The following is a 24965-nucleotide window of genomic DNA, read 5'->3' as shown; positions in this document are numbered from 1 at the left end:
TTGGTTCGATGACGAACCTGGGTGTTCATTCCGAAGTCGGACGTCTGCGCGAGGTTATGGTCCACCGTCCCGACCTCAGCCTGCGCAGGCTGACACCGGAAAACTGCAAGGCGCTGCTCTTCGACGACGTGCTGTGGGTCAAGCGGGCTCGCCAGGAACACGACGTCTTCGTCGATGCGCTGCGCGAACGCGGCGTGCTGGTGCATTCCTTCGGGGAGCTCCTGGCTGAGACAATGAGTCTGACCAAGGCCCGCGACTGGCTTCTCGACCGCCGGGTTCATCCCGGCGTCGTCGGACTGGACATGGTCGACGAGCTGCGCGGATGGCTCAACGAAATGTCGTCAGAGCTGCTTTCGTCTTACCTTGTCGGGGGCATTGCGCGGGCGGAGCTTCCTTTCGAGCCCAAAGGCCTGACCGGGAGGACGCTCGCGCCCCAGGATTTCGTGCTGCCGCCACTGCCAAACCAGCTGTTCACCCGCGACAGTTCCTGCTGGATCTACGGTTCGGTTTCCGTCAATTCCATGTACTGGCCCGCCAGACGCCCGGAAGCGGCCAATGTTGAAGCCGTCTACCGTTTCGGTCCCCGTTTTCGCGACAGTGGTATTCCTTTCGTATCGCCGGAACTGGGAACAGGCACCAGCCTGGAAGGCGGCGATGTCATGCCAATCGGAGGCGGAACAGTTCTCGTCGGCATGGGGAGCGCACCACACCGCAAGCCGTGGGCGGCCTTGCGCGCAGCCTGTTCGCGGCCGGTGAAGCGACGCGCGTGATCGCGGCTCTGATGCCCCGCGACCGCAGCTTCATGCATCTCGACACCGTCTTCACCTTCTGCGACCGCGACCTCGTCACCCTGTACCCGCCGGTGGTTGACCGGCTGCGCACCTTCTCGCTGCGGCCAGGCGATGGCGCGGCGGCGGTCGAGGTCACCGATGAGACAAAGCCGTTCACGGCTGTTGTTGCTGAAGCCCTTGGACTGAAATCGCTACGGATCATCGCCACCGGTGGCGACCGCTACGAGGCCGAACGCGAGCAATGGGATGACGGCAACAACGTTGTTGCGGTCGAGCCCGGCGTGGTCATCGGCTACGACCGTAACGTCTACACCAATACGCTGCTGCGCCGCGCCGGGATTGAAGTGATCACGGTCGAAGGCGCCGAACTCAGCCGCGGGCGCGGCGGCGGCCACTGCATGACCTGTCCGATTGTCCGCGACCCGATTTGACCCGAAAGGAAATCCCGATGTCGATCAATCTTCATGGCCGCTCCGTCCTGACCCTGGACGATCTCACCGCCGACGAGATCCGCTTTCTTCTGAAGCTGGCCGCCGACCTCAAGGCGGCCAAGCTCGCCGGTCACGAGTTCCCGCGTCTTGGCAGAAAGAACATCGCCCTGATCTTCGAGAAGGATTCGACGCGCACACGCACCGGGTTCGAGGTAGCTGCCTATGACCAGGGCGCTCACGTCACTTATTTCGGCCCCACCGGCAGCCATATCGGTCACAAGGAATCCATGAAGGACACAGCGCGTGTGCTCGGCCGCATGTATGATGCGATCGAGTATCGCGGCTTTGGCCAGCACCAGGCCGAACTGCTTGCCACGCATGCCGGCGTGCCGGTCTACAATGGTCTTACCGACGAGGCGCATCCGACGCAGATTCTCGCCGACCTCATGACCATGCGTGAATTCACGCACAAGCATCTCTCCGACATGACCGTCACCTTCGTCGGTGAGGGTCGGGACAATGTCGCGCTTTCGCTGGCGCTTGGAGCCGCCAAGGTCGGTATCGACATGCGCATCGCTTCGCCGAAGGAGCTTTGGCCGGACGAGAAATTCTGCGCCCATGTCAGGGACCTGGCGCAACGCAGCGGTGGCCGTTTCCGGCTCGACGAGGATGTGACGGGCTGCGTCCAGGATGCTGATTTCATCTACACAGATGTCTGGATGTCGATGGGCGAGGACAAATCTGGCTGGACCGAACGTATCCGCCTTTTGACGCCCTACCGGGTCACGAGCGAAGTGATGGCTGCCGCCGGCAACCCCCACGTCAAATTCATGCATTGCCTGCCGGCATTCCACGACACCGATACCGAGATCGGCGCCTTCGTTGCAAAGGAATATGGCATCGACTGCATGGAGGTCACCGATGAGGTGTTCGAGTCGGCTGCGTCGATCGTCTTCGACCAGGCCGAAAACCGGATGCACACGATCAAGGCCCTGCTTGTGGCAACGATCGGCAACTGAGATGCTCATCGTTGTTGCGCTCGGCGGAAACGCATTGCTGCGCCGTGGAGAACCGATGACGGCCGGGAACCAGCGCGCCAACATTTTACGCGCCGCGGCTGTATTGGCGAATCTGGTCGATGCAGGGCACTCGATTGTAGTCACTCACGGCAACGGTCCGCAGGTGGGACTTCTGGCCCTTCAGGCAGCGGCGACTTCGGATGGCCGCACATTTCCACTCGACGTGCTTGGCGCCGAAAGCGCAGGGATGATCGGCTATGTCATTGAACAGGAACTCGGCAATCTCCTCAAAGAGGCTTTTTGCGACCCTGCTGACGCAGGTGAAGGTCGATCCGCACGATCCGGCTTTCGCTCACCCGACGAAGCCGATCGGCCCGGTCTACGATGAGGCAACCGCACGCAGGCTTGCCGGCGAGCGCGACTGGCAGATAGCGCCCGATGGCGACAAATGGCGCCGCGTCGTGCCTTCGCCCAAGCCGCTGGTGATCCTGGAAGCGTCAGTGATCTCGTTCCTGGTCGAGCGCGGCGTGATCGTCATCTGCACCGGTGGCGGCGGTGTTCCAGTGATAGCCCGGGACGACGGCAGTCTTTGCGGCGTGGAGGCCGTCATCGACAAGGACCTGGCAAGCTCGCTGCTTGCCCGCCAGTTGAAAGCCGACATGCTGCTCCTGTTGACTGATGTCGACGCCGTCTATGTCGACTACGGAACGGCGACTGCTCGGGCGCTCCGGCGCGTGAACCCCAAGGAGCTATCAGGGGAGAAATTTCCGGCCGGCTCCATGGGACCGAAGGTCACCGCTGCAATCGAGTTCACTGAAGCAACAGGCAAGCCTGCTGCAATCGGCAAGCTTGATGACGCCGTCGAAATTGTCAGAGGCGAACGCGGCACCTGGTTCGAAGCCGACGCTCTGCCCTCACCCATCGAGCCTCGGAGGTCTTAGGCAGCCACAATACCGACGACATAATTCTTGCCGTAAGCTTTGGCGCATTTCGGACATGTCGTGTAGAAGAAGTACACGTCACTTGGCTCCGTGTTTCGAGCGCGCGCGATCCGCTGCATTTCCTCGTGCCAGTCCCTTGCCTGGCTGTATGGGCCTTCGAACACCTTCGTCAGGAAGTCGCCAGACAGCGTGGTCATCTCCTCGCCTGCAACAGGCCTGGTCACAGCGAAAAGATGCTCGCTGCTCCAGGGCGAAACATCCTTGCTGAGAACGATGAACTGATCGGGGTCGGAGGCGCCGGCGTCTTCCATGTGCTTGTTAACGCGCGCGAAGACGCTGCCCATGTTCATCGGGATATGCATGACGCAGTGGGTTGTGGCTTTGACGAAGCGCTTGCCCTTGAAATGCAGTTCCTGGCTGTCCCAACCCTCGGGATTGAATTTGGGGCAGCAACCGGTTGTGTTGACACTCGCATCGTATCGAGGAGTCTCATTCGTCTGCATGGCTGTTCCCCAGATTGCATCAAGGGCCATCCAACAGGCAATGAGGCCGGCCTTCATTGATCCTGGTCAACCTGCCTCTGAAGCATGGATTGATGCGCATCAAAGCCCGCCTTGCGCACGTCTGGTTAGCTAGGACTCACAGTAGCTCGGAGACGGTCATGGCTCACAAACAGGTATTGTTTCGTTCCGCTGCACGCGAAAAAATTCTTCGTGGCGCAACCCAGCTCGCCGACGCCGTGCGTGTGACGCTCGGGCCGCGCTCCAAGTCGGTCCTGATCGAAAAGAAATGGGGCGCTCCCATCGTCTGCAATGATGGCGTGACCATAGCCAAGGAATTCGACCTGAAAGACCCCGAGGAAAACCTCGGCGCTCGGATGCTCAGGCAGGCTGCTGAGAAAACCGGGGACATGGTTGGTGACGGCACCAGCACGTCTACGATTCTGGCGCATGCGATGTTCGCCGACGGCGTGCGCAATGTCGTCGCCGGCGCCAGCGCGATCGACATCAAGCGAGGTCTTGATCGCGCCACCAAACGCGCGATCGAGACGCTCAAGCAGATATCTCGACCTGTCTCGACTCGGCGCGAGAAGGAGCAAGTGGCGACGATCTCCGCGCACAACGACCCGCTCATCGGACAGTTGGTCGGCGAGGCCATGGAAAAGGTCGGCGGTGAGGGCGTCATCACGGTCGAAGAGTCGAAGACCACCGAGACCGTTCTCGATGTCGTCGAAGGCATGCAGTTCGATCGCGGATTCCTGTCACCGTATTTCGTGACCGATCCGGAGAAGATGGAAGCGGTCCTCGAAGACGCGCTGGTGCTGATCGTGGAGAAGAAAATCGCTTCGCTGAACGACCTCATCAAGCTGCTGGAAGCCGTGGCTAAGTCCGGCTCGCCATTGCTGGTGATTGCCGAGGAAGTCGAAGGTGAGGCGCTTGCGACCCTTATCGTCAACCAGATCCGGGGCACCTTCAAGAACTGCGGCGTCAAGGCGCCGGGCTTCGGCGATCGTCGCAAGGCCATGCTGCAGGACATCGCCATCCTCACCGGCGGACAGGTCATCTCCGAAGACCTCGGGCTCAAACTGGAAAACGTCACGATGGAACAGCTGGGTCGTGCGGAGCGGATAGTCGTCGACAAGGACAACACGACCATCATCGGCGGCGCCGGTGACGCCAAGGCAATCAAAGGCCGTGTCGAGCAGATCCGGCGCGAGATCGACAATACGACGAGCGATTATGATCGCGAAAAACTGCAGGAGCGGCTGGCCAAACTCGCCGGCGGCGTCGCCGTCATCAAGGTCGGCGCGCCGACCGAGGCCGAAATGAAGTCGAAAAAGGAAGCGCTGGACGACGCCATCAGCGCCACCAAGGCTGCGGTCGCTGAAGGCATCGTGCCAGGCGGTGGTCTTGCCCTATTGCGCTGCATCACGACCGTGGCTGACGAGGAACAACATTGCGAAGGCGACGAGCGGACCGGCGTGCAGATTCTCAAGCGGGCACTCGAAGCACCGGTTCGGCAGATCGCCGAGAATTCCGCAGTCGACGGCGGAGTTGTCATTGCCAAGATGATAGAAGGCACCGGCAATTTCGGCTTCGATGCCGGCAAGAAGGAATATGTCGACCTGGTCGAAGCAGGCATCATCGACCCGACCAAGGTCGTTCGCATCGCTTTGGAAAACGCAGTCTCGGTCGCCAGCGTGTTGCTACTCACTGAGGCAACCATGACAGAGATTCCGGAACCACAGAAGGAACGGTCGCTCGAGCCCGAGATGACGATGTAGGCGTGTGACGCCCGCAGGTATCGACGTATAACAAGGTGCGGAAATGAAGGACCTGCCGCTAGCCGAGGTCTATCGGCTGATCGAGCCTGGGCCTGTCGTTCTGCTGACAACCCGGGCTAGAGGCCGAGCCAACGTCATGACCATGTCATGGCACATGATGGTGGAGTTCACGCCCCCGAAAATTGCCTGTATCGTATCGAGCGGCGACTTCTCTTTTGCCGTGTTGCGCGATACCAAGGAGTGTGTGATCGCGATCCCGGCCGTAGGGCTGGCGGAAAAAGTCGTGGAGATAGGCAACTGCTCGGGCCGGGACCGGGACAAGTTCGCGACGATCTGGCTGACGCCGCTGCCCGCCGAGCGTGTTGCTGCACCCCTGGTCGCAGAATGCTTCGCCAATCTCGAATGCCGCGTCGTCGATACCCGGCTTGTCAACAACTACAATCTTTTCGTTCTGGAAGTCGTGAAGGCGTGGGTTGATCCAGGGCAGCCAAAGCCGAAAACCATCCACCATGTCGGAAACGGAGCCTTCGTGGTGGACGGAGAGATCGTCCATTTCGAGTCGCATATGCCCTGAGGCCGGCCGCTTGATCGGCGTCAAGGATCGCAATGCGTTGCATGGTCTAGTTTCAGCTCATCCGATCGATACAGAAGAAGAGCGCCACTGATGAGCTACAAATCCATACTGCTGAATGTGGACATAGACGGCCCAATTGGCCCAACCGCGAACATTGCTGTCGATCTTGCCAGACGCTCAAAGGCCCGACTGATCGGGTTCTGCGCAGCTGATGCACCCCTGCCGGCCACCATGGCACCTGAAGGTGCCGCAATAGCCGCGGAGGTCTGGCAGCAATTGAGGGAAGACATCCAGAAAAGGTTCAAGGACCTCCACGCCGAGTTCGACAGCCTGGTTGCTGGTTCGGTGGCGACGGAATGGCGCACTTCGCTCGACAATCCCACCCACGCCCTGGTCAAGACGTCGCGGATTGCGGATCTCATTATCATCGCTGCTTCACAAGGGGCTTCCACCGGAGATTCCTATCGGGCTGTCGATCCCGGCAGTCTGGCGCTGCGCGCCGGCAGGCCGTTGCTGATCGCGTCAAGCAGCGCGGAGCGTACGCCGGCAGGCAGGATTGTGGTCGGCTGGAAGGACACGCGCGAAGCGAGACGCGCGGTGGCCGATGCAGTGCCGCTGATGGCGATAGCAAAAGAGGTGATCGTGGTCACGGTCGCTTTCGAGCCTGACGACGGGACCAGTGCCGGCATCAAGGATGTCGCGACCTTCCTGGCCGAGCATGGCATCACGGCGCGCACCGAAGTGCTGAAGGCCGAGGACGAGAGCTACAAGCTGGTCGACTTCCTGAGCTCTGCCAACGCCGACCTCATCGTGTCGGGGGCCTATGGACACAGTCGGATCAGGGAATGGGTGTTCGGCGGCGCTACCCGTTCGCTGCTCAACGAGATCGGGCTTTGTCGCTTCATGTCAAACTGATCGCCAGCCCCTCGATGTGCGTTGGCGTGTTGGTCAGTCTGTACCAGACATGGCGTCGGTTGGCTTGGAAGTGGGTACAGCAATGCCTTATGCGACCGAGAGGGGATCTTTCACCGTCCGTCAGGGCGCACCTGCCCTGCATGCCCAGGAGATCTTTCGCGCTGCCTTCACCAACGCCTGGGACGAGTATGCCGACCGAGGCGAAGGGCGTGAGGAAGTAGCCCACCGCCTAGCTTGGGCTGCCGTGAAGCGCCTTTATCGCAAGCAAGGCAGAAACTGGGTCCCCATCTGACTGGCCGGGGAAATTTGATCGAGATCAATACCGCCCCCGGCGCATTCATTCATATGATTTCGAGTTAGCCACTTTAACAGGTAGTGCTTGGCCAATGACGGACGTAATTTCGAGGCTTCTCACAGCGTGCAACGCGCAGAAGAACAAAGGAGCGGATTTTCCGACTATCTGGAACGACATCCTGAAGGGCACCCTTACGTCGCCGGCTCGCCGATACAAGACAGCGGTAAGGACGGTCCGATACTGAGAATTCCCCTGATCACCGGTGGGTTCCTCGTCTTCCTCGGCTCAGGCTTCTCTCTCCGCTAGCCGAAACGCTCCCAGTTTTGGCGACCTCACCGATATTCTGACGGCTCCTCGACGCGGTAGGGTAGTCGTCCAGCTTCCATCTTTGAGGCGAAACCCCGGACTTCTGAAGCGCGCCTAATGAGTCGCTGGCTTGGGAGCCGAAGGCGGGGAAAGCTTCCCTGCCTTTTCCTCGGCAAGCAGCTTCAGCAGCATCGCACGTCTTTCCGGGTCAGTTTCCGTTCCCAGCATTTTTTCAAAATGCTTGATGTTGTCGAGGTGAACGAACTCGTTGTATCGGTCGGCCATCGCGCGCTCCTTTCGGGGAGGGCTTTAGGGGCTCGATGGGGACCCTACGCCCTTCGCGGCAACAGGTCCAAATGAATCATAATAATTCCAACTGCGGCGTAGGGCGCTACACAGCCGCAGGCGGATGGCGGGCGGCAACCCCGAAAATCGCCGCCCGAGCGTGCCATTCGTGCGTATCATGCTGTTTCTTCTTTGACATGGATCAGGGTCCAACACGTTGCCTGGCCATCGCTGGCCACGATGTTTGCCGCCGAATGCATTCTCGGCGATTACATACGTCGCGCAGCGTCAACGCGGCGGCCAATCGGACCGCCGCCCTGCCACTGAACCGTCAGATGATCGAGATTCGATCTTCCACCATCCGCACCCCCGGAGATGACCACGCGGCGCGCTCCGCAGCCTGACGGTCGGACCAGGCCTTGACCTTACCTTCGAGCGTTACCCTCCCGTCCGAGACCTGGACGCGGATGGCCTGTGCTTCGGTTTCCGCATCACGCTTCAGCGCATCCTCGATGCGCTTCTTGATGTCGGTTCCCGAGGCATGCGGGGTGATTTCGAGCTGGTTGGCCACGCCGACGACGCCGGCCAGCCCGCGTACGGCCTCGGCCGCGGCGTTCTTTTGATACTGCCATTCAACCTTGCCGGTCAGGGTGATCCAGCCATCCTGCACCTTGACCTGCACCCTGTCTTTCGGAATGGAGACATTCCAGGTGACCGCATCGACAGCGCGCTTGGCGATCTCGTCGTCGGCGGTTCCCTTCTGTCCAATCAGCCGGACTTCAATTTCCTCGGCGATGCCCTTCACGCCCTTGACGCGCTTGACGACATTTTCGGCGGTTGTCTTTTCCCAATAGGAAGAAACATGCCCTGTAAGGGTGACGATGCCATCTTCCGCGGCGACGCCGATATGGGCGGCATCAATGCTCGGCTCGAACTCCAACTCGTCGAGAATGTTCTGACGCAGCGTTAAATCCATCATGATCCGTCTCCTTTTGTTTGGGGTTTAGCGTCCCACCCAAGCGAAGCATCCCCTGGGCAGCCGCTCATTGATCTGGCTCAACAATCGCCGATTTTTCGAGTCGGGAACCTCAACCGGCAAACCGGCAACCCAAACAGCCCGACTTGGGGCGGCTAGCGGCCCCAGATGATCAGCGGCTCGTTTCTCGGTGTCGCAGTTGGCAGTCTTTGCGCCCGGCCGACGACGATGGGGGCAACCGGTTTCAGTGCGGGGGGAATACCAAGCTCCTTCTTCACCGACGTCTCGGTGAGCCATGGCCGAGACAACCCGATCCAGCATGTGCCTAGACCCCGGGCATGAGCCGCCAGCATGAGATTCTGCCCGGCAAGGCAGCAATCCTCGTCGGACTGCCGCTCTTCATTCTTCGCGCAGATGATGATCAGGGCCGGGGCATCGTGGAAAATCTTGAACTCCTTGTCGGCAAGATGACCAGCAAGCGGTGACCCTTTGGGCAGATTGTCGATGGTGTAGCGCTTTGCCTCATCCGACAATCCCTGCAGACGCGCGGAACCGTTGACCACAACAAAGGCCCATGGCTGAAGGTTCATGGCGCTCGGCGCCAAAGTGGCGGCTTCGACCAACTCGCGGATCAGATAGTTGTCGATGGGCTCGTCAGTGTAGGAACGGACCGCTCGCCGCGTCCGCAACGCTTCCATCATTCCCATAGAGCACCTTCAGGGACACCCCGTTATAGGGAAAGCTTCAAATTACGTTGTATTCTGGCATGTGTTTTCGCGGATCGCTTTGCCTTGAATCAATCCGGCGATCCCGACACCGTCTGTGCTGATGCTCAATCTTGGATACACCCTATGGCGACCATGTTCTGCAGGTCCGCCAGCGCGGCTAGTTCTGCTGAACATGGAGGATCCGACCGCTGCATTGGCCTTGATGCGGAAGCATAATCACTCAGGTCGGCGACCGGACAGCTGTCATGAGGTGGCGGAAGCGCCCACAAGCCAATGGTGTCGCATGCTGTCCAGTGTCTCGGCGATGTCGCCGGCCTCGACTTTGACAAGATCGGTGTGGCCAAAGCCCAAGGTGTAGTCGAGTACAGAGATGATCGTGGGCCGGACTTTAAACAGCTTCACTGGGGTAGCCTCACCGGGCTGGATAGCCGAGATCTGCGGAAAGCGTTGCACCATCAGGTGAGCAACCTCGGTAAGTTCCGAAGGCGCAATCACCTCCGTCGCGGTCGCTGCCATCGACAGTCCCGTGATCTCCAGCCAATTCTCGTACGGCGCAGTCATGGCCACCGAGACGCGTGGATCGCGAGAAATATTGACTGCCTTCTGCGATCCGGCACCACAGCCGAAATAGAGCAGCAGACCGTCGTGGACGAACGAGACCACCGTCGCCTGGGGCGAGCCGTCGGAGCGGGTCGTTGCAATCGTCATGTCCATGCACCGTGCCAGGATGTTGATCATCTTCTTCTGAAGCTCGTGTTTCATGTGACTCTCCTCGTTTGTTAAAGACTGGCCGGCATCTTGGCCCGCTTCGCCTTTGCCGCCGAAACCTGTCCGGTGGTTCGCCGCAACGGCGCAAAGTCGTCCGGCGTCAGCGTTTCCCTTTCAATCAGCAGCTTGGCACCAGCGCGCAGGTCGGCGATCCTTCCCCTGAGCAATTTCTCGGCGGAGGCCGAGGCGTTGTCGATCATGCCGCGGACCGCCAGGTCGACTTCCCGTGCCGTGGCTTCTGAATAGTCTCTCTTGGCCGGGCCGCCAGGACCGTCGCCAAGCCATTGCAGGCGCTGTTCTTCGAGGACGGCCAGTCCCACCGTCTCGTCCATGCCAAAGCGCGTAACGCACTGGCGGGCGACGTCGGTCGCCTTGGCCAGATCATCGGCGGCACCTGTGGAAACCTCCCCGTAGATGATCTCCTCGGCAGCGCGGCCGGCGAGCAGCGCGATCATGCGTTCCTCCAGTTCGCCGAAGGTGATTAGGAAACGGTCTTCCGTGGGACGCTGCAGTGTGTAGCCCAGAGAGCCTATCGACCGCGGAATGATCGACACCTTCTGCACGGGATCGGTCTTGGCGAGCGACGACGCGGCCAGCGCATGGCCCATTTCGTGATAGGCGACGCGCTCGCGATCTTCCGGCTTGAGCAGCCTGCTCTTGCGTTCCGAACCGGCGACAATGCGCTCGACCGCATTGGTGAAATCCTCGATGGTCACGGTGTCGCCCCCTCGCCGCGTAGCAAAGATCGCCGCCTCGTTGACCAGATTGGCAAGATCCGCGCCCGTGAACCCTGGCGTCAGGCCAGCCACCTCGTCGATCTTGAGGTTCGCCGCTACCGAAATCTTTCTGATGTGCACTGCCAGGATCGCCTCCCGCCCCTTGCGATCGGGTCGATCCATGACAACCTGACGGTCGAAGCGGCCGGCACGCATCAATGCCGGATCAAGGATTTCCGGCCGATTGGTCGCGGCCAAAAGCACGATGCCGACGCGTGGATCAAAACCATCCAGCTCCGCCAACAGCTGGTTCAGCGTCTGCTCCTTTTCGTCTCCGCCGCCATAGGCTGCAAATGGGCTGCGCGCGCGGCCGAGCGCATCGAGTTCGTCGATGAAGATGATGCAAGGTGCCGCCTGTTGTGCCTGCTGGAAAAGATCACGCACGCGCGCCGCACCGACACCAACGAACATTTCGACGAACTCGGATCCTGAAATCGAGAAAAATGGCACTCCGGCCTCGCCGGCGACGGCGCGGGCCATGAGCGTCTTGCCGGTGCCGGGAGGGCCGACCAGTAGGATGCCCTTGGGAATCCTGGCCCCCAGCCGGCCGTATTTGTCCTTGTCCTTCAGGAAGGAAACTATCTCCTGCAGCTCGGTCTTGGCTTCGTCGGCGCCGGCCACGTCATCGAAGGTTACGCCGGTATCGCGCACGAGATGGACCTTGGCCTTTGACTTGCCGATGTTGATCAGCCCGCCCATGCCTTGCCTTTCGGCGATCCCGCGGAAGAAGAACATCCAGATGCCAGCGAAGATCAGGGTGGGCACTATCCATGAGAAAATTGTCGTCAACCAGTTGCTGTCTGAAGCCCCGGTGATTTTGACGCCGGCCTTCTCGAAAACCGCGACTGCCGTCGGGTCGACGCGATTGGCCAGGAACATCGTCTTGCCGTCCTGCGGCTCCTTGAACGCGCCCTCGATCATGGTTTCGGTCAGCGTCAGGGACGCAATCTTACCCTCTTGCGTGAGGCGCATCACGTCGCTGTAGGAAATTTGAGCCGTGTCTCGGTAGGCTAACCAGAACTGAAACAGCCCGATGATCAGCAGCGCGGCCATGACGTAGCCAATGTTGAATTTCTGCTTGTTGTCCATCGTTCGCCCACTCGTTCCGGATTTTACAAGGTTGAATTCGCAACCTTCCATCTCATTCGAGATCTTGCCTTGACGCCGGTCAAAGCGCGCGCCGGCATCGAGGATAGAAACAGGGCAGCTGTTCCATCCCTGTCTCGGTTACCACAGCGAGAAGGATCAGGCGGAAGAAGTGAAGAATTCGAAGGAGACGAACATGCAAGCTGAATCGGTAATGACTTCTCCCGTCATCAGCATCGAGCCTTCCGCATCGATTGCCGACGCGGCAGGATTGATGCTCTCGAGGAAGATCAGCGGCCTTCCCGTCATTCGCCCGGACGGCGCGCTGGTGGGGATTGTCAGCGAAGGCGATTTTCTGCGCCGGGGCGAACTGGGCACGAAACGCAAGCGCGCGCGATGGCTGGAGTTTCTCGTCAGTCCCGGACGTGTGGCGGAGGAATATGTCCACGCCAATGGGCGGCGGGTCGATGAGGTGATGTCCGAAGACGTCGTCACGACATCCCCCGAGTCCTCCCTGGAAGATGTCGTCGAACTCATGACGCGTCATCATGTCAAACGCATCCCGGTGGTTGAAGGTCGAAACATTGTCGGCATCATCACCCGTTCCGATCTTTTGCGCGCATTGCTTCGCTCTCTTCCCGCACGAGACTCGACGATGGTGGGCGATGAACAGATCCGTCAGGGCATCGTCGCCGAACTTGCCGCCCAGTCATGGGCTGGAGCAGGCATGATCCATGTCAGAGTGGACAAAGGTGTTGCCGAACTGAACGGCGCAATCCTCGACGAGCGTGAGCGCCAGGCCGCGCTCGTCGCGGCCGAAAACGTCGCGGGCGTAAAATCCGTGACCGATCATCTGTACTGGGTCGAACCTCTGTCCGGCATCGTGGTTGACCCACCGGCTTGAGAAATCCCTGCCGACGTGCGCTTGGCAAGAATGAGTTTCGCGCGACAGGGCGACGGCAGCCATAGGCCAGAATTGATCTGGCACAAGGTGACAAGCGCGGCGCCGACCTAATGAGTTCGGAGGTTCCAGTCTTCGAGGCCGCCATGCTGCAGATCAACACTGATTTACATCCGGACATATCTCACAAGCGCAGCTTGACGGCTGCCCGACATTTCGTCTGGCTTCACAAATGGTTACTTGGCGGGCTGGTTCTGCTGGCGGTCGCCCTTGCCCTGGCGCTGGCCCGCTGGCTGGTCGGTCCTGAAGTCGTCGTCTATCCCGTGATCCGTGGCGATCTCTTAAGAACCGTCGTGGCAAGCGGCCACGTCGAGACCCCCTACCGCGTCAATATCGGAAGCCAGTTCACCGGAACGGTCGCGGAGGTGCTGGTCGACGAGGGTCAGACCGTCAAACTGGGCCAGCCGCTTGTTGTTCTTGAGTCAAGCGAACTGAAATCTGCGGTCGTCCAGGCGCAGGGCGCCGCCGCGCAGGCGGAAGCGCGGATGCGGCAGCTGCGAGAATTCACGCTGCCATCCGCTCAGCAGGCCCTCAAGCAAGCCCAGGCGACGCTGGTCAATGCCCAAGCGGCCTACCAAAGGGCTGAACAGCTCTCCAAGGCGGGTTTCGGCACCCGCGAGACGCTCGATGCCGCCACCAGGGATCTTGATGTCGCGCGCACCCAGGTCCGCACGGCCGAGCTTTCGGTCTATACAGCACAGCCTGGCGGCAGCGACTACGTGATGGCGCTGCCCCAGCTCAATCAGGCACAGGCCAATGTCACTACCGCGCAAGCGCGCCTTGGCTATGCGACAATCGCCGCGCCGCGAGACGGCACTCTCATCACCCGCAGTGTCGAGCGCGGCGCCATTGTCCAGCCCGGAAACGCTCTCCTCGTGCTGGCGCCCGCCGGTGATGTCCAGTTGGTGCTGCAGATCGACGAGAAGAACCTCGGCCTGCTTCGGGTGGGTCAGGACGCACTGGTTTCAGCCGACGCTTATCCCGATCAACGCTTCGATGCCAAGGTGTCGTACATCAACCCCTCGGTCGACATCACGCGCGCGTCGGTGGCGGTGAAGCTCACCGCAACAGCTCCGCCGTCCTATCTGCGCCAGGACATGACCGTCTCGGTGGATGTCGAGATCGACAAGCGCGAATCGACCCTGATCGTTCCGGCTCGTGTGGTGCATGACACCACATCCGCCGCACCTTGGGTTCTCGTCGTCCGCGACGGCCGGCCGCGCGAACAGGCGGTTCGGACCGGCCTGCGCACGAGTGACCGGATAGAGATCCTGGATGGACTTTCGCAGGGAGATTTCGTCGTTCCCGTCGCCGCCGGCGTCAAGGCCGGCCAGCGCGTCAGGCCGGTGGCGTCATGAAACCCTGGCTGTCATTTGCCTGGATCGCGGCACTGCGGTTCCTCGCCGAAGGGCGGATGCAGTCGGGGTTCATCCTCAGTGGCATCGCCATCGGCGTCGGTGTAATCGTGTTCATGTCCGCGATGCTGACCAGCGTGCAGACCAACTTCACCAACCGCGTGCTCACGTCGCAGCCGCAGATCCAACTCCTGGCGCCACAAGAAATCGCCCGGCCGCTGAGATGGCATGATTGGGTAATCGAAGCGGCAATAGTCCAGCAACCGACGCAACGCACCCTCTCCATCGATCAGTGGCAAACGATCCTCGCCACGATGCGGGCGCGGCCGGATGTGGTGATCGCATCCCCAACCGTGTCGGGTTCCGCGCTCGCCGTGCGCGGCGACGCCAGCCGCAGCATCGGCATCTTTGGAATGGAGCCTGACAACTATTTCCGCATTGTGCGTGTGCCGGACTATATCGTCGCCGGCAATTCAGACCTTGGCTCCGACGACATCCTCGTCGGCCTTGAACTCGCTAAGGATATCGGCGCGACGATCGGTGACAAAGTCAACGTAACGACCGCCATGGGCGGCAGTCGAACCCTGACGATCAGGGGGATATTCGATCTCGGCAACAAGGGTGCGAACGAGCGCAACGCGTATGTCGCACTGCGGACGGCTCAAAGCCTGCTTGGGCTGCTTGGCGGCGTGACGACAATCGATCTCACCGTCAGCGACGTATATGCGGCGGAGACCATCGCACAGGACATTCAGGCGACACTGCCGGTCGAGGCCGACAGCTGGATCAAGACCAATGCCCAGTTCTTCACTGCGATCCGTGCCCAAAATCTCTCCAGTGCGCTGATCCGCATCTTTGTCGGCCTGTCCGTGGCGTTTGGCATCGCGGCCGTGCTGGTGGTGTCCGTGCTTCAGCGCTCCAAGGACATCGGCATATTGCGCGCCATGGGTTGCGCACGCGGACAAATCCTGAGGGTTTTCCTGATTCAGGGCGGCGTCCTCGGCTTTGTCGGCTCGTTTGCGGGATCAGCCCTGGGGGCAGCCGCTCTCATGGTGTGGCACCGCTATGCACGCCAGGCCGATGGCTCCGAACTGTTCCCGCTTTACATCGAGCCGACGCTCTTCGTATCTTCGGCGGCACTTGCGACGATTACGGGAGTGATTGCCGGCATCGTTCCGGCCCTTCGCGCCGCGAGCCTTGATCCAGTGGATGCCATCCATGGCTGATCTGCTCGCTCTCGAGGCCATTTGCAAATCGTACAATGTTGGCACGCCGGTCGAAACCGAAGTGCTGCATGGCATCAACGTCACCATCCGTCCGGGGAGTTCGTGGCCCTGATGGGGCCATCCGGGTCAGGCAAGAGCACGCTGCTCAACATCATCGGCCTGCTCGATCGCCCGACCTCTGGGCGGCTGTCGATCCACGGCGAGGACACGACGCAATTGTCGGACGCGGCCTTGACCAGGCTGCGCGGCCACACGATCGGCTTCGTATTCCAGTACCACTATCTGATCTCGGCTTTCACCGCTCGCGAGAATGTCATGATGCCGATGCTGCTGGACCACGGCCGACCGGACGCCGCGATGGAACGGCGCGCCGACGAGCTTCTGGATTGGGTCGATCTCGGCAGATGGCGCAACAATCGGGCGTTGAACATGTCGGGCGGCCAGCAGCAACGCGTGGCCATAGCCCGCGCCTTGGCGATGGATCCATTGCTGGTGCTCGCCGATGAACCGACCGGCAATCTCGACACCGTCTCGGCCGATGCAGTCTTCGACCTGATGCGGCGCTTCAACAGGGAGCGCGGCACGACCTTCCTGATCGTCACGCACAACCATGATCTCGCTGACCGCTGCGACCGGATCATCCAGGTCGTCGACGGCAGGGTAACTGAGGACCGGATCAACTTGCTGGAACACCATTCGCAGTGATAAGATACGAGAGCGGCCGGCATGTGGGACTGATCCGGCTCGGCCTGCAAATCACCGGCGTCTATGCAGGCACGGCTGCAGTCGGTCTGTCACAGCACGAAAAATCCAATTGAGGCCAGAGCCATCACCGCCGTGGCGAGCGCGCCGCCGAAAACCATCCAGCGCGGCAGTGTAAGGTGGCCCATGATGCGAGGGTTCATCGCAATCATCATCATGATTGCCATCAGTGGCGCGGCCAGGACTCCGTTCACGACAGCACTCCAGTAAAGTGCCCTTATAGGATCCATGCCGACAAAAGTCAGGGTGACTCCACCCAGCGTCGCCACCGCAATCGTGCCATAGAAGGCCTTGGCATCTTGCGGGCGTCGATCGAGGCCTTCGGGCCAACGAAACATCTCCGCGACGGCATACGCGGCGGAGCCGGCAAGCACGGGGATGGCAAGCATGCCCGTGCCAATAATGCCGATAGCGAAAATGGCAAACGCGAACTCCCCGGCGACAGGCCTGAGCGCTTCGGCCGCCTCAGACGAAGTCTTGATCTGGGTGATCCCGTTGGCGTGAAGCGTTGCCGCAGTGGCAATAATGATGACAATGGCCACCAGGTTGGAGAAGCCCATTCCGAACAGTGTGTCGCCCCGGATGCGCGACAGCTCCGGCCCGGCAGCGTGAGAATTGGCGCCCAGCCGTTGACGGTGTTGCCGGTGCTGCTCCTCGACCTCCTCCCCGGCTTGCCAAAAGAAGAGGTAAGGACTGATTGTCGTGCCAAGAACGGCAACCAGCGCCATGGCGTGATCGCCGTCGAAGGCGATCTGCGGAACCAGCGCACCATAGAGCGCCGCACTCCACGGCACATGAACTGACAGCACCACCGCCACATAGGCAAGCAGGGACATGGTCAGCCATTTAAGTACCATCACGTAGCGCCGATAGCTCACGAAGATTTCCAGGAAGCTGCAAATCAACGCGAACAAGACCGTATACAAATACTGTGGGCCACCTATGAGCAATTCAAGCGCCGCTCCCATGGCGCCGAGGTCGGCGCCGATGTTGATGACGTTGGCGACAAGCAAGAGAAGAACGGCGAAACGCAGCAGCCAAGGTGAGTAGTGCCGACGCAGATTGCGCGCGATACCCTGGCCAGTCACAGCGCCGATCCCGGCGCTGATCCCTTGAGTTACAGCCATCAGCGGATAGCTGAAGAGCATGGTCCAGGCGAGCGTGTAGCCAAATTGCGCCCCGACCTGACTATAGGTGGCGATACCGCTTGGATCATCATCGGCCGCGCCCGTAATCAGGCCTGGGCCCAAGCTTGCGAATAAGTTGTAGGGCCGGCGACGCGTGGTAGCCGATGCCTCCGACTGTTCCATCGAATGGTTTCCCCTCACTCTTTGCGCCGCAGCCGCGCCGAGTTGTTCCGAGCCTTTGAGTGCGAAGAAGCGCATGTTTTCTTCTATCCAGTTTCGAGCACTGATGGATTGATCCGCGTCAAGGATGCGGACTGTCGGACGGCGTAGGAAAACCAATCGACAATCTTCAACGCCTGCGCTGGGGAAAGCCATGCTGGAGCCGCTCGAAACCACGCCGCCAAACCCAGGCGTCAAGCCAATGACGACATTGGCGACGAAGCCACTCCTCGAGAACATCGCGGTGGCAGGGAAATTCCGCGATTTTGCCGATCTCCTCGACAGTCAGGGCGACGACGGTTTCCGAGCGCGAGCCTACAGAAGGGCGGCGGATGTCGTTTCCAGTCTGGAACGGCCCGTAGGCGAAATCCTGGCAAAGGAGGGACGCGACGGCCTCGTCGCCCTCCCGGCCATCGGAAGAGGCTTGGCTGGCGCGATTACCGAGATGGTTGCAACCGGGCGCTGGTCCCAGCTGGAACGGCTGCGCGGCGAGATGGAGCCAGAGGCGCTGTTTCGATCGATCCCCGGGATCGGGCCACGATATGCGCACTGCCTCGCCGAGGACGGGCAACTCGAGACCCTCGAAGACCTCGAGAATGCGCTCCATAGCGGCGCGCTTCATATCAAGGGCATCGGTCACAGGCGCAAGGAGATGCTGGGGGCAGCGCTCGCCGAGCGGCTCGGCAGGGCTCGACTGAGAACGACCCATCAACCTCAACCCTTCCCGCCAGTGTCGATGCTGCTCGATGTCGATCGCATGTATCGCGAAAAAGCTGCGGCCGGGGCGCTTCGCAAGATTGCACCGAAACGCTTCAACCCCAACGGCGAGGCCTGGCTGCCCGTCCTGCATGCGCGACATGACAACTGGCATTTCACCGCGTTCTTCTCGAACACCAGGCTGGCGCACGAACTGGCAAAAACGAACGACTGGGTCGTGATCTATTTCCAGGCCGAAGGCCAACCGGAGGGACGATGCACTGTCGTCACCGAGACAAAAGGGCCGATGGCGGCCAAACGCGTGGTCCGGGGGCGGGAAGACGAACAGCAACTGAAGGAACCGGTATGATGGAAAGAGCATCGAACAGGATTGGCGACGGCGAAACGGAACTTGAAGTTCCGCTCGAAACCGTATGCTTCATCATCATGAAGGCACGCGAGTTCGATGCCAAGGACCCGGTCACCGAACCTAACCCCGCCTCCAATCCGTCCGACGATCGTTCCGCCGCGATCCTTGAGGATCATGCCGACGACCCCGTCCTCGAAGAACTGCAGTCGCTGATTTCGGATCTTTCCGTCGACGCACAAATCGACCTGGTCGCCCTGATGTGGCTGGGTCGCGATGATCAATCCGCCGACGAATGGCAAACTGTCCGCCAGCAGGCGACGGACGCGCACAATGAGCATACGGCCGACTATCTCTGTGGGACGCCGCTGCTTGCGGACCATCTCGCCGATGGTCTTTCGACACTCGGCTACTCCTGCCTCGAATTTGAGCGCGAGCACTTTTAGCCATTACAGTGCCCTGCGCTTGCTGACGGACGGCGTTTCAATGCCGCCGCCGTGCAATCTCTTGATGGGCGCCCATCTCTATCAACGCTCCGGCGGAAGACATTCTTCTGGTCTTATGTAGCAAAAGCACCAAGCCGCCTCATTTTGATTTCGGCATGATCCTCAAGGTTGGCGTGTCCTCTCCTTCCCCTTTGGCCAGGAACTGGATCAAAACGCTGACCAATTCTTCGGCGTCCTCCCGCCTCAAAACCAAATCCACAGCGTCATCGTCATTACCGACCAGCTCAAGCCGTCCGACCAGCGGATTACGGGAAACGACCAACACGTCACCGTCCTGATATTCAACTTCCATCTTCGGCTCCTCCCTCAACTTGCTATTCGGCGGCATCATTCCGCCCGCTTGGATGCGTAGATGACCGGTGGCTGTCGCATGCGCCGGATTTTATGGGAACCCACCCTTTAGGTCGTTTAGGAAGTTGGTGCTTTGCTGCGTAAGGCGGTATTTTTTCTGTCGCCATTGATCCCGATCAATGTGCCTGCCCCTTGCAACGGATTTGATGCTGTTCTTGCCAGGCCGAGCCAGATTTGGCGGCGCGGGCGCGATGAACCGCGGCAAAACCGCGGATTCGCGAAGCAATGGACCAGTTCGGCGACAACACTTGGCAAGCGGGTCCGCTGACCTCCAGCTCTAGCGCCTCTTGGGAGACCTAAGGTGGAAGGGTGGAGGCGGCGGTACCTGTCGATCAACCCACTTCCGAGGATAAAGCCATGGCTGAAGTTGCCACCAAACTGCCCGTCAAGACAGAGAAGAGCACCGCACCGGCGCCAGCCGGCAACTGGACCACCCCGTTCGAAAGCCTGCGCCGCGAAATCGACCGCCTGTTCGACGATTTCCACCCGTTCGACTTTCGCCTGCCGTCGACACGCTCCCTGTTCGGTCATGAACTGCCGTCCCTGCGCAATGCGGGCTGGCCGGTCGCGCCGGCCATGGATCTCGTGGACAAGGACAAGGAGTACGAGATCACGGCCGAATTGCCCGGCATCGACGAAAAGAACGTCGAGATCAAACTCGCCAACCGCACACTGACCATCAAGGGCGAAAAGACCGAGGAAAAACAGGAGAAGGAAAAGGACTACTACCTGTCCGAGCGCCGCTACGGCTCCTTCCAGCGTTCGTTCCAACTGCCTGAAGGTGTCGACGCCGATAAGATCGAGGCGAACTTCGCCAAGGGTGTGCTGACGGTCAAGTTGCCCAAGACGGCCGAAGCCCAGAAGGCCGAGAAGAAGATCACGGTCAAGGCCGCATAACAGCGGTGACCGCTGATCGCTCTCAGCGCGTCTGTTCGGCGCGCTGAGAGCCTGAGAGAAGGCAATTTGCCGAGCTGCGCCTACTCTGGACCTAACCCAGCCCCGACACGGGCCACGTTTCCACCTTTGGGTGTATGTCGTGCTGCTGTGTCAGCGCGATGGTTTGGCAATATTTCCTGGGCTGCTAGGTCCACGGGATTGATCGCGTGCCTGGCTTTCGGCGATCTCGAGCTTCTTCTGCTCCAACGCCAACAAGCCTTCGAGGATACGCCGCTGTTCAGGAGCGGTCTCGCGTGCGAGCAGATCCTGAAAGTGGGCGATGTTGGCGCGTGCGATGAACCGGTCCATGACATCCCTCAAGACGGCATCCTACACCCAATTCCTAGGCCTCCCCAAAGTTATTTTTTGATTCACGTCGATGCCCACTGGCGCCTTGGCTTTCCCACCCTCCACCGCGCAGCCCGTCGAGGTCTTCTGTCGCGGCTGTCTACGTGGAATCCCATAAGGACCAAACCGGATTTCGCGATTTCAGATGTTGCGCCATTGATCTCATAAGCAGAGGCAGATCGTCGTATCGATCTTGGTGACATCAGCTTCACCATCGAGACCGACTTCCAGTGCCTCTCCACCCCCGGAGCAGAAGGCATGATCAACATGCCGGGCCTGCGCAGCAGCGAGATGATGAAATGGCAGACCCTGCGGAACGTGGCGGCCCAACAGCGGGAAACGCGACTGCTCATCGCCGCTCGAAAGGCATTCCCGTGCCCGGAACGCAAAGTGCCCGGTCGTCGGATTTGACCTGCGTCAATGACCCTTTCGCCATTCCATCCAAAAATGAATCTATGTGGCAACCAATATCGACTGCCCCTTTCGATCGGGATTTGGAATTGGCCGTGATGGACAGGGACGGCGCTCATGCCCTCGTTTTTCCCTGCAGGCGTATACTGACGGGCTGGATCAAATCGGCCACAAAGGCGCGTGTTGATGTCTTACCCACTCATTGGAGAGCATGGGAACCTGCGAACAAGGATGTTTAGCGGCATTGCCGCATTCATCTATTGTTGTCGAGTGTTGTCGCGCCCGTTTGCTCCATTATCAGCCTCCTCGGCTTTTCTGAGCTTTTCCTGTTCTTTCTCAAGCAGATCAAGCAAGGTTCTCCGCTTGAACTCATCCTTCTCCTCGGCCAAGCGCTGCCGAAAATGCTCGATATTCAGGCGAGCAATCCGCTTATCCACTCATCACATAAGCAGCCGCAGCGGCTTCCCTGTTTGTACGTTTACAACATAGCACAGCCGGATTGGCGGTATCGCGACAAAATTCAGTCGCACATCGGTTGCCGCGGTTCGACTTCCAAAACCCAAATCGCCGACGCCTGACCGGCCGGAACCCCTCAGTTCCACCAAAGCCACGCTCGAATGGCGCGGAGCCCAGCTACTTTGGAAGTCCCATACGAGTGCTCTCCCGAGCAATCCGCACTAACCGCGATGCCGCCCCACGACCCCACTAGCGTTCGTTGATGCAGGTCAAGGCCGTCAACGCCACCGTGTGATTTATTTAGCGTCCGGAATTCGCTCTGAAGGAGACGACCGATGTTCAATTTGCGCAGTACTGTTGCCGCGGGCCTGGTCCTGAGCCTTGTCGCGATGCCTGTTGTGGCCAGGGCTGAAGACAACGATTCTGGTTGGTGGCCTCGTTGGGGAATGGGCCGGATGATGATGGGCCAATGGGGCATGGGCGGCCCGATGGGTGGCTATGATTCAGACGAGATGCTCGATCGGATCGACGGACGCCTCGCCTTCCTGAAGACGGAACTGAAGATCACCGCCGAGCAGAGCCCCTCCTGGGATGAACTTGCCGGCGTCATCCGTAGCACAACCGAGTCGCACAACGCCTTGATGCAGGGCATGCTCAAGGAATTCCAGGACGGTGAGCTCCTCAAGAAGCCCCTGCCCGAGCGACTGGCCTACCAGCAGACCCATCTCGAAGCGCGTCTGGAACAGGTGAAGACCGTCAGGGCAGCAGTGGAAAAACTATACGCAAAGCTGAGCGATGAGCAGAAGCAGTCGGCCGACGAGATTGTCCTGCCGATGATGGGCATGGGTATGGGGCGCTCGGGCTTCGGTGCTGGAATGATGGTCCGATAGCCTCCATTGCGACCTCGTGGCGTAATGCGCTGACTGAGCCGGAAATCGCGGAGGAACTGAACGCATGTTCGTCACGCTTCGCCTTCTGACCGCGCTGGGTCTGCTCGGCATCAACCAGGCCGCCGGCTCGACGATCTTTCCAACGGGGTGGCTTACAGCAATTGGGCCGACGAGAGCGAGGAGGCCAGGGTATGCGAGATCGTCCTCGATGCCAGCAACCCTCCATCGCGGGAAGTCGTCAAGTTCATAACGATCGCAGGTTACAACAAATTCGACGGGACCATCCTGGCCGGCTTTCTCATGGCCGCGGCCGACCTTACGACATCAGGCACATATCAAATAGTGCAGATTTCAGAGGCTGCGTTCAGTTCGCGCACATTCAGTTCGCCCGGCCATTTGGATTACGAAAGCTACGACGACGGCACCATCATGGCGACGACACAAGATCCTCTTATCGCCACAGCTTTCATTCAAGCGATGATCTCCGGGACTTATGAGCTGCGTTTTGTGCGGTCAGATCCAAACGCCGAAATGCGAACCTACAAGATTGCTTCTGCGCCAGAGGAATCCGTAGTCAGCAATTTCAGGCGATGTATGGATCACCTCGCCACCCAGTCCCGCCGGACGCAATTGGATGCATCGACAAAAGGAAGCCCGCTGCCTGAGGGAGGTGGCAGCGAGCTCGGTATCGCTACGGATCAGGGACAACCCATCGCTCACCCACGTCAGGGGAGGACATGGGCACATCACAAGCAGGAACATGCTCCTACCATCCAAGAGACGATTTGTTTTTTGGAAGACCGTGGCTCGTTCCGCCCCGCTCGCCCTGCCAACTCTCTTGGTATGGTCTCACCGGGATAATTTGATCCGGCTCAATGCGGACATCGCTCCGTACGCCAGAATGGCAAGACAGATTGAAGGAGCGATCGCATGACCCACACTTCAGCCACGGGATTTACTCACGCGGCCGAGCAGGCTCAGGGGTGGGTGAACGAGCTGGCCCGGGATTTGGGTTGGAGCGAACAAAATGCCCACAGGCTCCTGAAATCCGTCCTGCACACTTTGCGGGACTGGCTGTCGCCAGAGGAGATGGCCGACCTTTCGGCTCAGCTGCCTACACTCATCAGGGGCATCTACTTCGAGGGCTGGAAACCGGACACACCCATGGGGGAACGGAAAAAACGCGACTTCGTGATTTGTGTTCGAGACAGCTTTGGATATGAGCCCGACGTCGATATCGACCACGCGATCAAAGCGGTTTTCAAGATGCTAGACCGCCACATATCGCATGGCGAGATCGTCCAGGTTCGGAACTCGATGAAGAAATCTCTCCGTCAGCTCTGGCCGGCGGCCTGACCGATGTTCCGCGACCGAAGGGAGGCCGGACAAAAGCTTGCCATCGAGTTGGAGAAGCTCGGTTTGCATCAGCCAGTCGTTCTCGCCTTGCCGCGAGGTGGTGTTCCTGTCGCCGCCGAAGTGGCCAGGGTCCTCAAGGCTCCACTTGATCTGATTATCGTTCGCAAGGTTGGCGCGCCGGGAAATCCTGAGCTGGCCGTCGCGGCGATCGTGGATGGCAATCCTCCGGACGTTGTGCTGAACCCGCGAGATCGTCGAAGCCTACGCGCTCGACGATAGCGAGCTTCGCATCTTGATCGCCCAAGAGCGCCCGGAACTGGACCGTCGCCGGCTGGCCTATCGTGGCAAGCACCCACCCTTGTCGATCGCTGGAAAGACGGCGATCATCGTCGATGACGGTGTCGCCACCGGGACGACGATGAAGGTCGCGATCCGAGCCCTTAAACGGCGGTCAGCACGCGAGATAGTCGTGGCAATCCCCGTCGCGCCCACCGACATATTGGCCGAGCTTGCCCAGGAAGCGGATCGAATCGTGTGCCTCAGCCAACCGGCGCGTTTCCAAGCCCTCGGCTACCATTACCGCAGCTTCCCCCAGCTTACCGATGAGGAAGTGACGCGAGCGCTGGCTGAAGCTGCGCAGGAACGCAGTGCAGATCAACCATCCATCCGACGCAATACGGCTAAGTCTCGAGCGGTTTGAAAGAGAATATGTGATGACGCCTGTTGCTTGGTGTGGTTGCATTGCATCAATGGGAAACGTGAATTGAAGTGACAGTTGCTGGTGAATTTTCTGGATCGCGCCCGTCACCTAACAGCAACCGCG

At 60.0% G+C, this 24965-nt stretch carries 27 protein-coding genes and 3 pseudogenes; 21 read left to right on the top strand and 9 right to left on the bottom strand.

All coding sequences use genetic code 11. The annotated features are described in order from the left end of the window. Positions 1 to 8: 8 nt before the first annotated feature. The 3 genes and pseudogenes from ACVDG8_RS33390 to arcC all read left to right on the top strand — a co-directional run bounded on the left by ACVDG8_RS33390 (position 9) and on the right by arcC (position 3182). Positions 9 to 1222: pseudogene (locus tag ACVDG8_RS33390) on the top strand (arginine deiminase). A gap of 17 nt (positions 1223 to 1239) precedes the next feature. Next, a complete protein-coding gene (gene argF / locus ACVDG8_RS33385) occupies positions 1240 to 2241 on the top strand; it encodes an ornithine carbamoyltransferase (protein ID WP_447252277.1) in 1002 nt (333 codons plus the stop codon). A gap of 1 nt (position 2242) precedes the next feature. Beyond that, positions 2243 to 3182, top strand: a pseudogene (gene arcC / locus ACVDG8_RS33380) (carbamate kinase). Here arcC and ACVDG8_RS33375 read toward each other — a convergent pair. After that, complete coding sequence (locus ACVDG8_RS33375) at positions 3179 to 3742, bottom strand: hydrolase (protein WP_447252275.1); 564 nt, start codon at positions 3740 to 3742, stop codon at positions 3179 to 3181. The pseudogene arcC and the gene ACVDG8_RS33375 overlap by 4 nt on opposite strands. A 101-nt stretch (positions 3743 to 3843) precedes the next feature. On the opposite strand from ACVDG8_RS33375, the gene groL reads away from it, so the two are divergent. The 4 genes from groL (at position 3844) to ACVDG8_RS33355 (ending at position 7247) form a co-directional block, all read left to right on the top strand. Then, on the top strand, positions 3844 to 5466 hold the full coding sequence (gene groL / locus ACVDG8_RS33370) for a chaperonin GroEL (RefSeq protein ID WP_447252274.1): 1623 nt from the start codon (positions 3844 to 3846) through the stop codon (positions 5464 to 5466). A 43-nt stretch (positions 5467 to 5509) separates the two neighbouring features. Next, positions 5510 to 6040: a flavin reductase family protein gene (locus tag ACVDG8_RS33365; RefSeq protein WP_455707393.1), complete on the top strand. Its 531-nt coding sequence runs from the start codon at positions 5510 to 5512 to the stop codon at positions 6038 to 6040. Between the two features lie 90 nt (positions 6041 to 6130). After that, positions 6131 to 6955 (top strand): universal stress protein, encoded by an 825-nt coding sequence (locus tag ACVDG8_RS33360; protein ID WP_447252273.1) that lies wholly within the window; start codon positions 6131 to 6133, stop codon positions 6953 to 6955. Continuing rightward, complete coding sequence (locus ACVDG8_RS33355; RefSeq protein ID WP_447252272.1) at positions 6864 to 7247, top strand: ChaB family protein; 384 nt, start codon at positions 6864 to 6866, stop codon at positions 7245 to 7247. Before ACVDG8_RS33360 ends, ACVDG8_RS33355 begins: the two co-directional genes overlap by 92 nt. A 423-nt stretch (positions 7248 to 7670) precedes the next feature. Here ACVDG8_RS33355 and ACVDG8_RS33350 read toward each other — a convergent pair whose 3' ends face one another. The 5 genes from ACVDG8_RS33350 to ftsH form a co-directional block, all read right to left on the bottom strand. Then, positions 7671 to 7841 (bottom strand): hypothetical protein, encoded by a 171-nt coding sequence (locus ACVDG8_RS33350; protein ID WP_447252271.1) that lies wholly within the window; start codon positions 7839 to 7841, stop codon positions 7671 to 7673. Between the two features lie 331 nt (positions 7842 to 8172). Next, the gene (locus ACVDG8_RS33345; protein ID WP_447252270.1) at positions 8173 to 8820 is read right to left on the bottom strand and encodes a BON domain-containing protein; all 648 of its coding nucleotides are present in this window, start codon (positions 8818 to 8820) and stop codon (positions 8173 to 8175) included. 152 nt (positions 8821 to 8972) lie between these two features. Further along, positions 8973 to 9524, bottom strand: coding sequence for a nitroreductase family protein (locus ACVDG8_RS33340; protein ID WP_447252269.1), 552 nt, complete (start codon positions 9522 to 9524; stop codon positions 8973 to 8975). Between the two features lie 264 nt (positions 9525 to 9788). Continuing rightward, entirely contained in the window at positions 9789 to 10307 is a 519-nt protein-coding gene (locus ACVDG8_RS33335) for a pyridoxamine 5'-phosphate oxidase family protein (protein WP_447252268.1), read from the bottom strand. 17 nt (positions 10308 to 10324) lie between these two features. Beyond that, entirely contained in the window at positions 10325 to 12178 is a 1854-nt protein-coding gene (ftsH, locus tag ACVDG8_RS33330; RefSeq protein WP_447252267.1) for an ATP-dependent zinc metalloprotease FtsH, read from the bottom strand. Between the two features lie 193 nt (positions 12179 to 12371). Here ftsH and ACVDG8_RS33325 point away from each other — a divergent pair, with 193 nt between their 5' ends. From ACVDG8_RS33325 to ACVDG8_RS33310, 4 genes and pseudogenes are all read left to right on the top strand, one after another. Next, positions 12372 to 13079, top strand: coding sequence for a CBS domain-containing protein (locus ACVDG8_RS33325; RefSeq protein WP_447252266.1), 708 nt, complete (start codon positions 12372 to 12374; stop codon positions 13077 to 13079). A 143-nt stretch (positions 13080 to 13222) separates the two neighbouring features. After that, positions 13223 to 14494 carry an efflux RND transporter periplasmic adaptor subunit gene (locus ACVDG8_RS33320; protein ID WP_447252265.1) on the top strand — a complete coding sequence of 424 codons (1272 nt, stop codon included), beginning with the start codon at positions 13223 to 13225 and terminating at the stop codon, positions 14492 to 14494. Further along, entirely contained in the window at positions 14491 to 15717 is a 1227-nt protein-coding gene (locus ACVDG8_RS33315; protein WP_447252264.1) for an ABC transporter permease, read from the top strand. Before ACVDG8_RS33320 ends, ACVDG8_RS33315 begins: the two co-directional genes overlap by 4 nt. Beyond that, positions 15710 to 16422: pseudogene (locus ACVDG8_RS33310) on the top strand (ABC transporter ATP-binding protein). Before ACVDG8_RS33315 ends, ACVDG8_RS33310 begins: the two are co-directional and overlap by 8 nt. Positions 16423 to 16511: 89 nt before the next feature. Here the strand turns inward: ACVDG8_RS33310 and ACVDG8_RS33305 are convergent. Further along, positions 16512 to 17789, bottom strand: coding sequence for an NRAMP family divalent metal transporter (locus ACVDG8_RS33305; protein ID WP_447257161.1), 1278 nt, complete (start codon positions 17787 to 17789; stop codon positions 16512 to 16514). Between the two features lie 190 nt (positions 17790 to 17979). Between ACVDG8_RS33305 and ACVDG8_RS33300 the strand changes: the two genes are divergently transcribed. Next, positions 17980 to 18891 (top strand): DNA-binding protein, encoded by a 912-nt coding sequence (locus ACVDG8_RS33300; RefSeq protein ID WP_447252262.1) that lies wholly within the window; start codon positions 17980 to 17982, stop codon positions 18889 to 18891. After that, entirely contained in the window at positions 18891 to 19334 is a 444-nt protein-coding gene (locus ACVDG8_RS33295) for a DUF3775 domain-containing protein (RefSeq protein ID WP_447257160.1), read from the top strand. Before ACVDG8_RS33300 ends, ACVDG8_RS33295 begins: the two co-directional genes overlap by 1 nt. A 139-nt stretch (positions 19335 to 19473) precedes the next feature. Here ACVDG8_RS33295 and ACVDG8_RS33290 read toward each other — a convergent pair whose 3' ends face one another. Next, the gene (locus ACVDG8_RS33290; protein ID WP_447252261.1) at positions 19474 to 19686 is read right to left on the bottom strand and encodes a hypothetical protein; all 213 of its coding nucleotides are present in this window, start codon (positions 19684 to 19686) and stop codon (positions 19474 to 19476) included. A 416-nt stretch (positions 19687 to 20102) separates the two neighbouring features. Here ACVDG8_RS33290 and ACVDG8_RS33285 point away from each other — a divergent pair, with 416 nt between their 5' ends. Continuing rightward, a complete protein-coding gene (locus tag ACVDG8_RS33285) occupies positions 20103 to 20642 on the top strand; it encodes an Hsp20/alpha crystallin family protein (protein WP_447252260.1) in 540 nt (179 codons plus the stop codon). Between the two features lie 150 nt (positions 20643 to 20792). Here the strand turns inward: ACVDG8_RS33285 and ACVDG8_RS33280 are convergent, their stop codons facing one another. After that, a complete protein-coding gene (locus ACVDG8_RS33280) occupies positions 20793 to 20990 on the bottom strand; it encodes a hypothetical protein (RefSeq protein WP_447252259.1) in 198 nt (65 codons plus the stop codon). A 297-nt stretch (positions 20991 to 21287) separates the two neighbouring features. Here ACVDG8_RS33280 and ACVDG8_RS33275 point away from each other — a divergent pair, with 297 nt between their 5' ends. The 7 genes from ACVDG8_RS33275 (at position 21288) to ACVDG8_RS33245 (ending at position 24842) form a co-directional block, all read left to right on the top strand. Further along, positions 21288 to 21440, top strand: coding sequence for a hypothetical protein (locus ACVDG8_RS33275; protein ID WP_447252258.1), 153 nt, complete (start codon positions 21288 to 21290; stop codon positions 21438 to 21440). A gap of 263 nt (positions 21441 to 21703) precedes the next feature. Further along, a complete protein-coding gene (locus ACVDG8_RS33270; protein ID WP_447252257.1) occupies positions 21704 to 22018 on the top strand; it encodes a hypothetical protein in 315 nt (104 codons plus the stop codon). 213 nt (positions 22019 to 22231) lie between these two features. After that, positions 22232 to 22786 carry a Spy/CpxP family protein refolding chaperone gene (locus tag ACVDG8_RS33265; RefSeq protein WP_447252256.1) on the top strand — a complete coding sequence of 185 codons (555 nt, stop codon included), beginning with the start codon at positions 22232 to 22234 and terminating at the stop codon, positions 22784 to 22786. Between the two features lie 147 nt (positions 22787 to 22933). After that, positions 22934 to 23647 (top strand): hypothetical protein, encoded by a 714-nt coding sequence (locus ACVDG8_RS33260; RefSeq protein WP_455707392.1) that lies wholly within the window; start codon positions 22934 to 22936, stop codon positions 23645 to 23647. A gap of 69 nt (positions 23648 to 23716) precedes the next feature. Continuing rightward, the gene (locus ACVDG8_RS33255) at positions 23717 to 24142 is read left to right on the top strand and encodes a DUF2267 domain-containing protein (protein WP_447252254.1); all 426 of its coding nucleotides are present in this window, start codon (positions 23717 to 23719) and stop codon (positions 24140 to 24142) included. 3 nt (positions 24143 to 24145) lie between these two features. Continuing rightward, on the top strand, positions 24146 to 24421 hold the full coding sequence (locus tag ACVDG8_RS33250) for a phosphoribosyltransferase family protein (RefSeq protein ID WP_447252253.1): 276 nt from the start codon (positions 24146 to 24148) through the stop codon (positions 24419 to 24421). 13 nt (positions 24422 to 24434) lie between these two features. Next, complete coding sequence (locus ACVDG8_RS33245) at positions 24435 to 24842, top strand: phosphoribosyltransferase (protein ID WP_447252252.1); 408 nt, start codon at positions 24435 to 24437, stop codon at positions 24840 to 24842. Positions 24843 to 24965: the final 123 nt, after the last annotated feature.

The organism is Mesorhizobium sp. ORM8.1 (genome assembly GCF_053005525.2).
The sequence above is the reverse complement of the archived record's forward strand: the minus strand, read 5'-3'. Positions and strand labels throughout refer to the sequence as shown.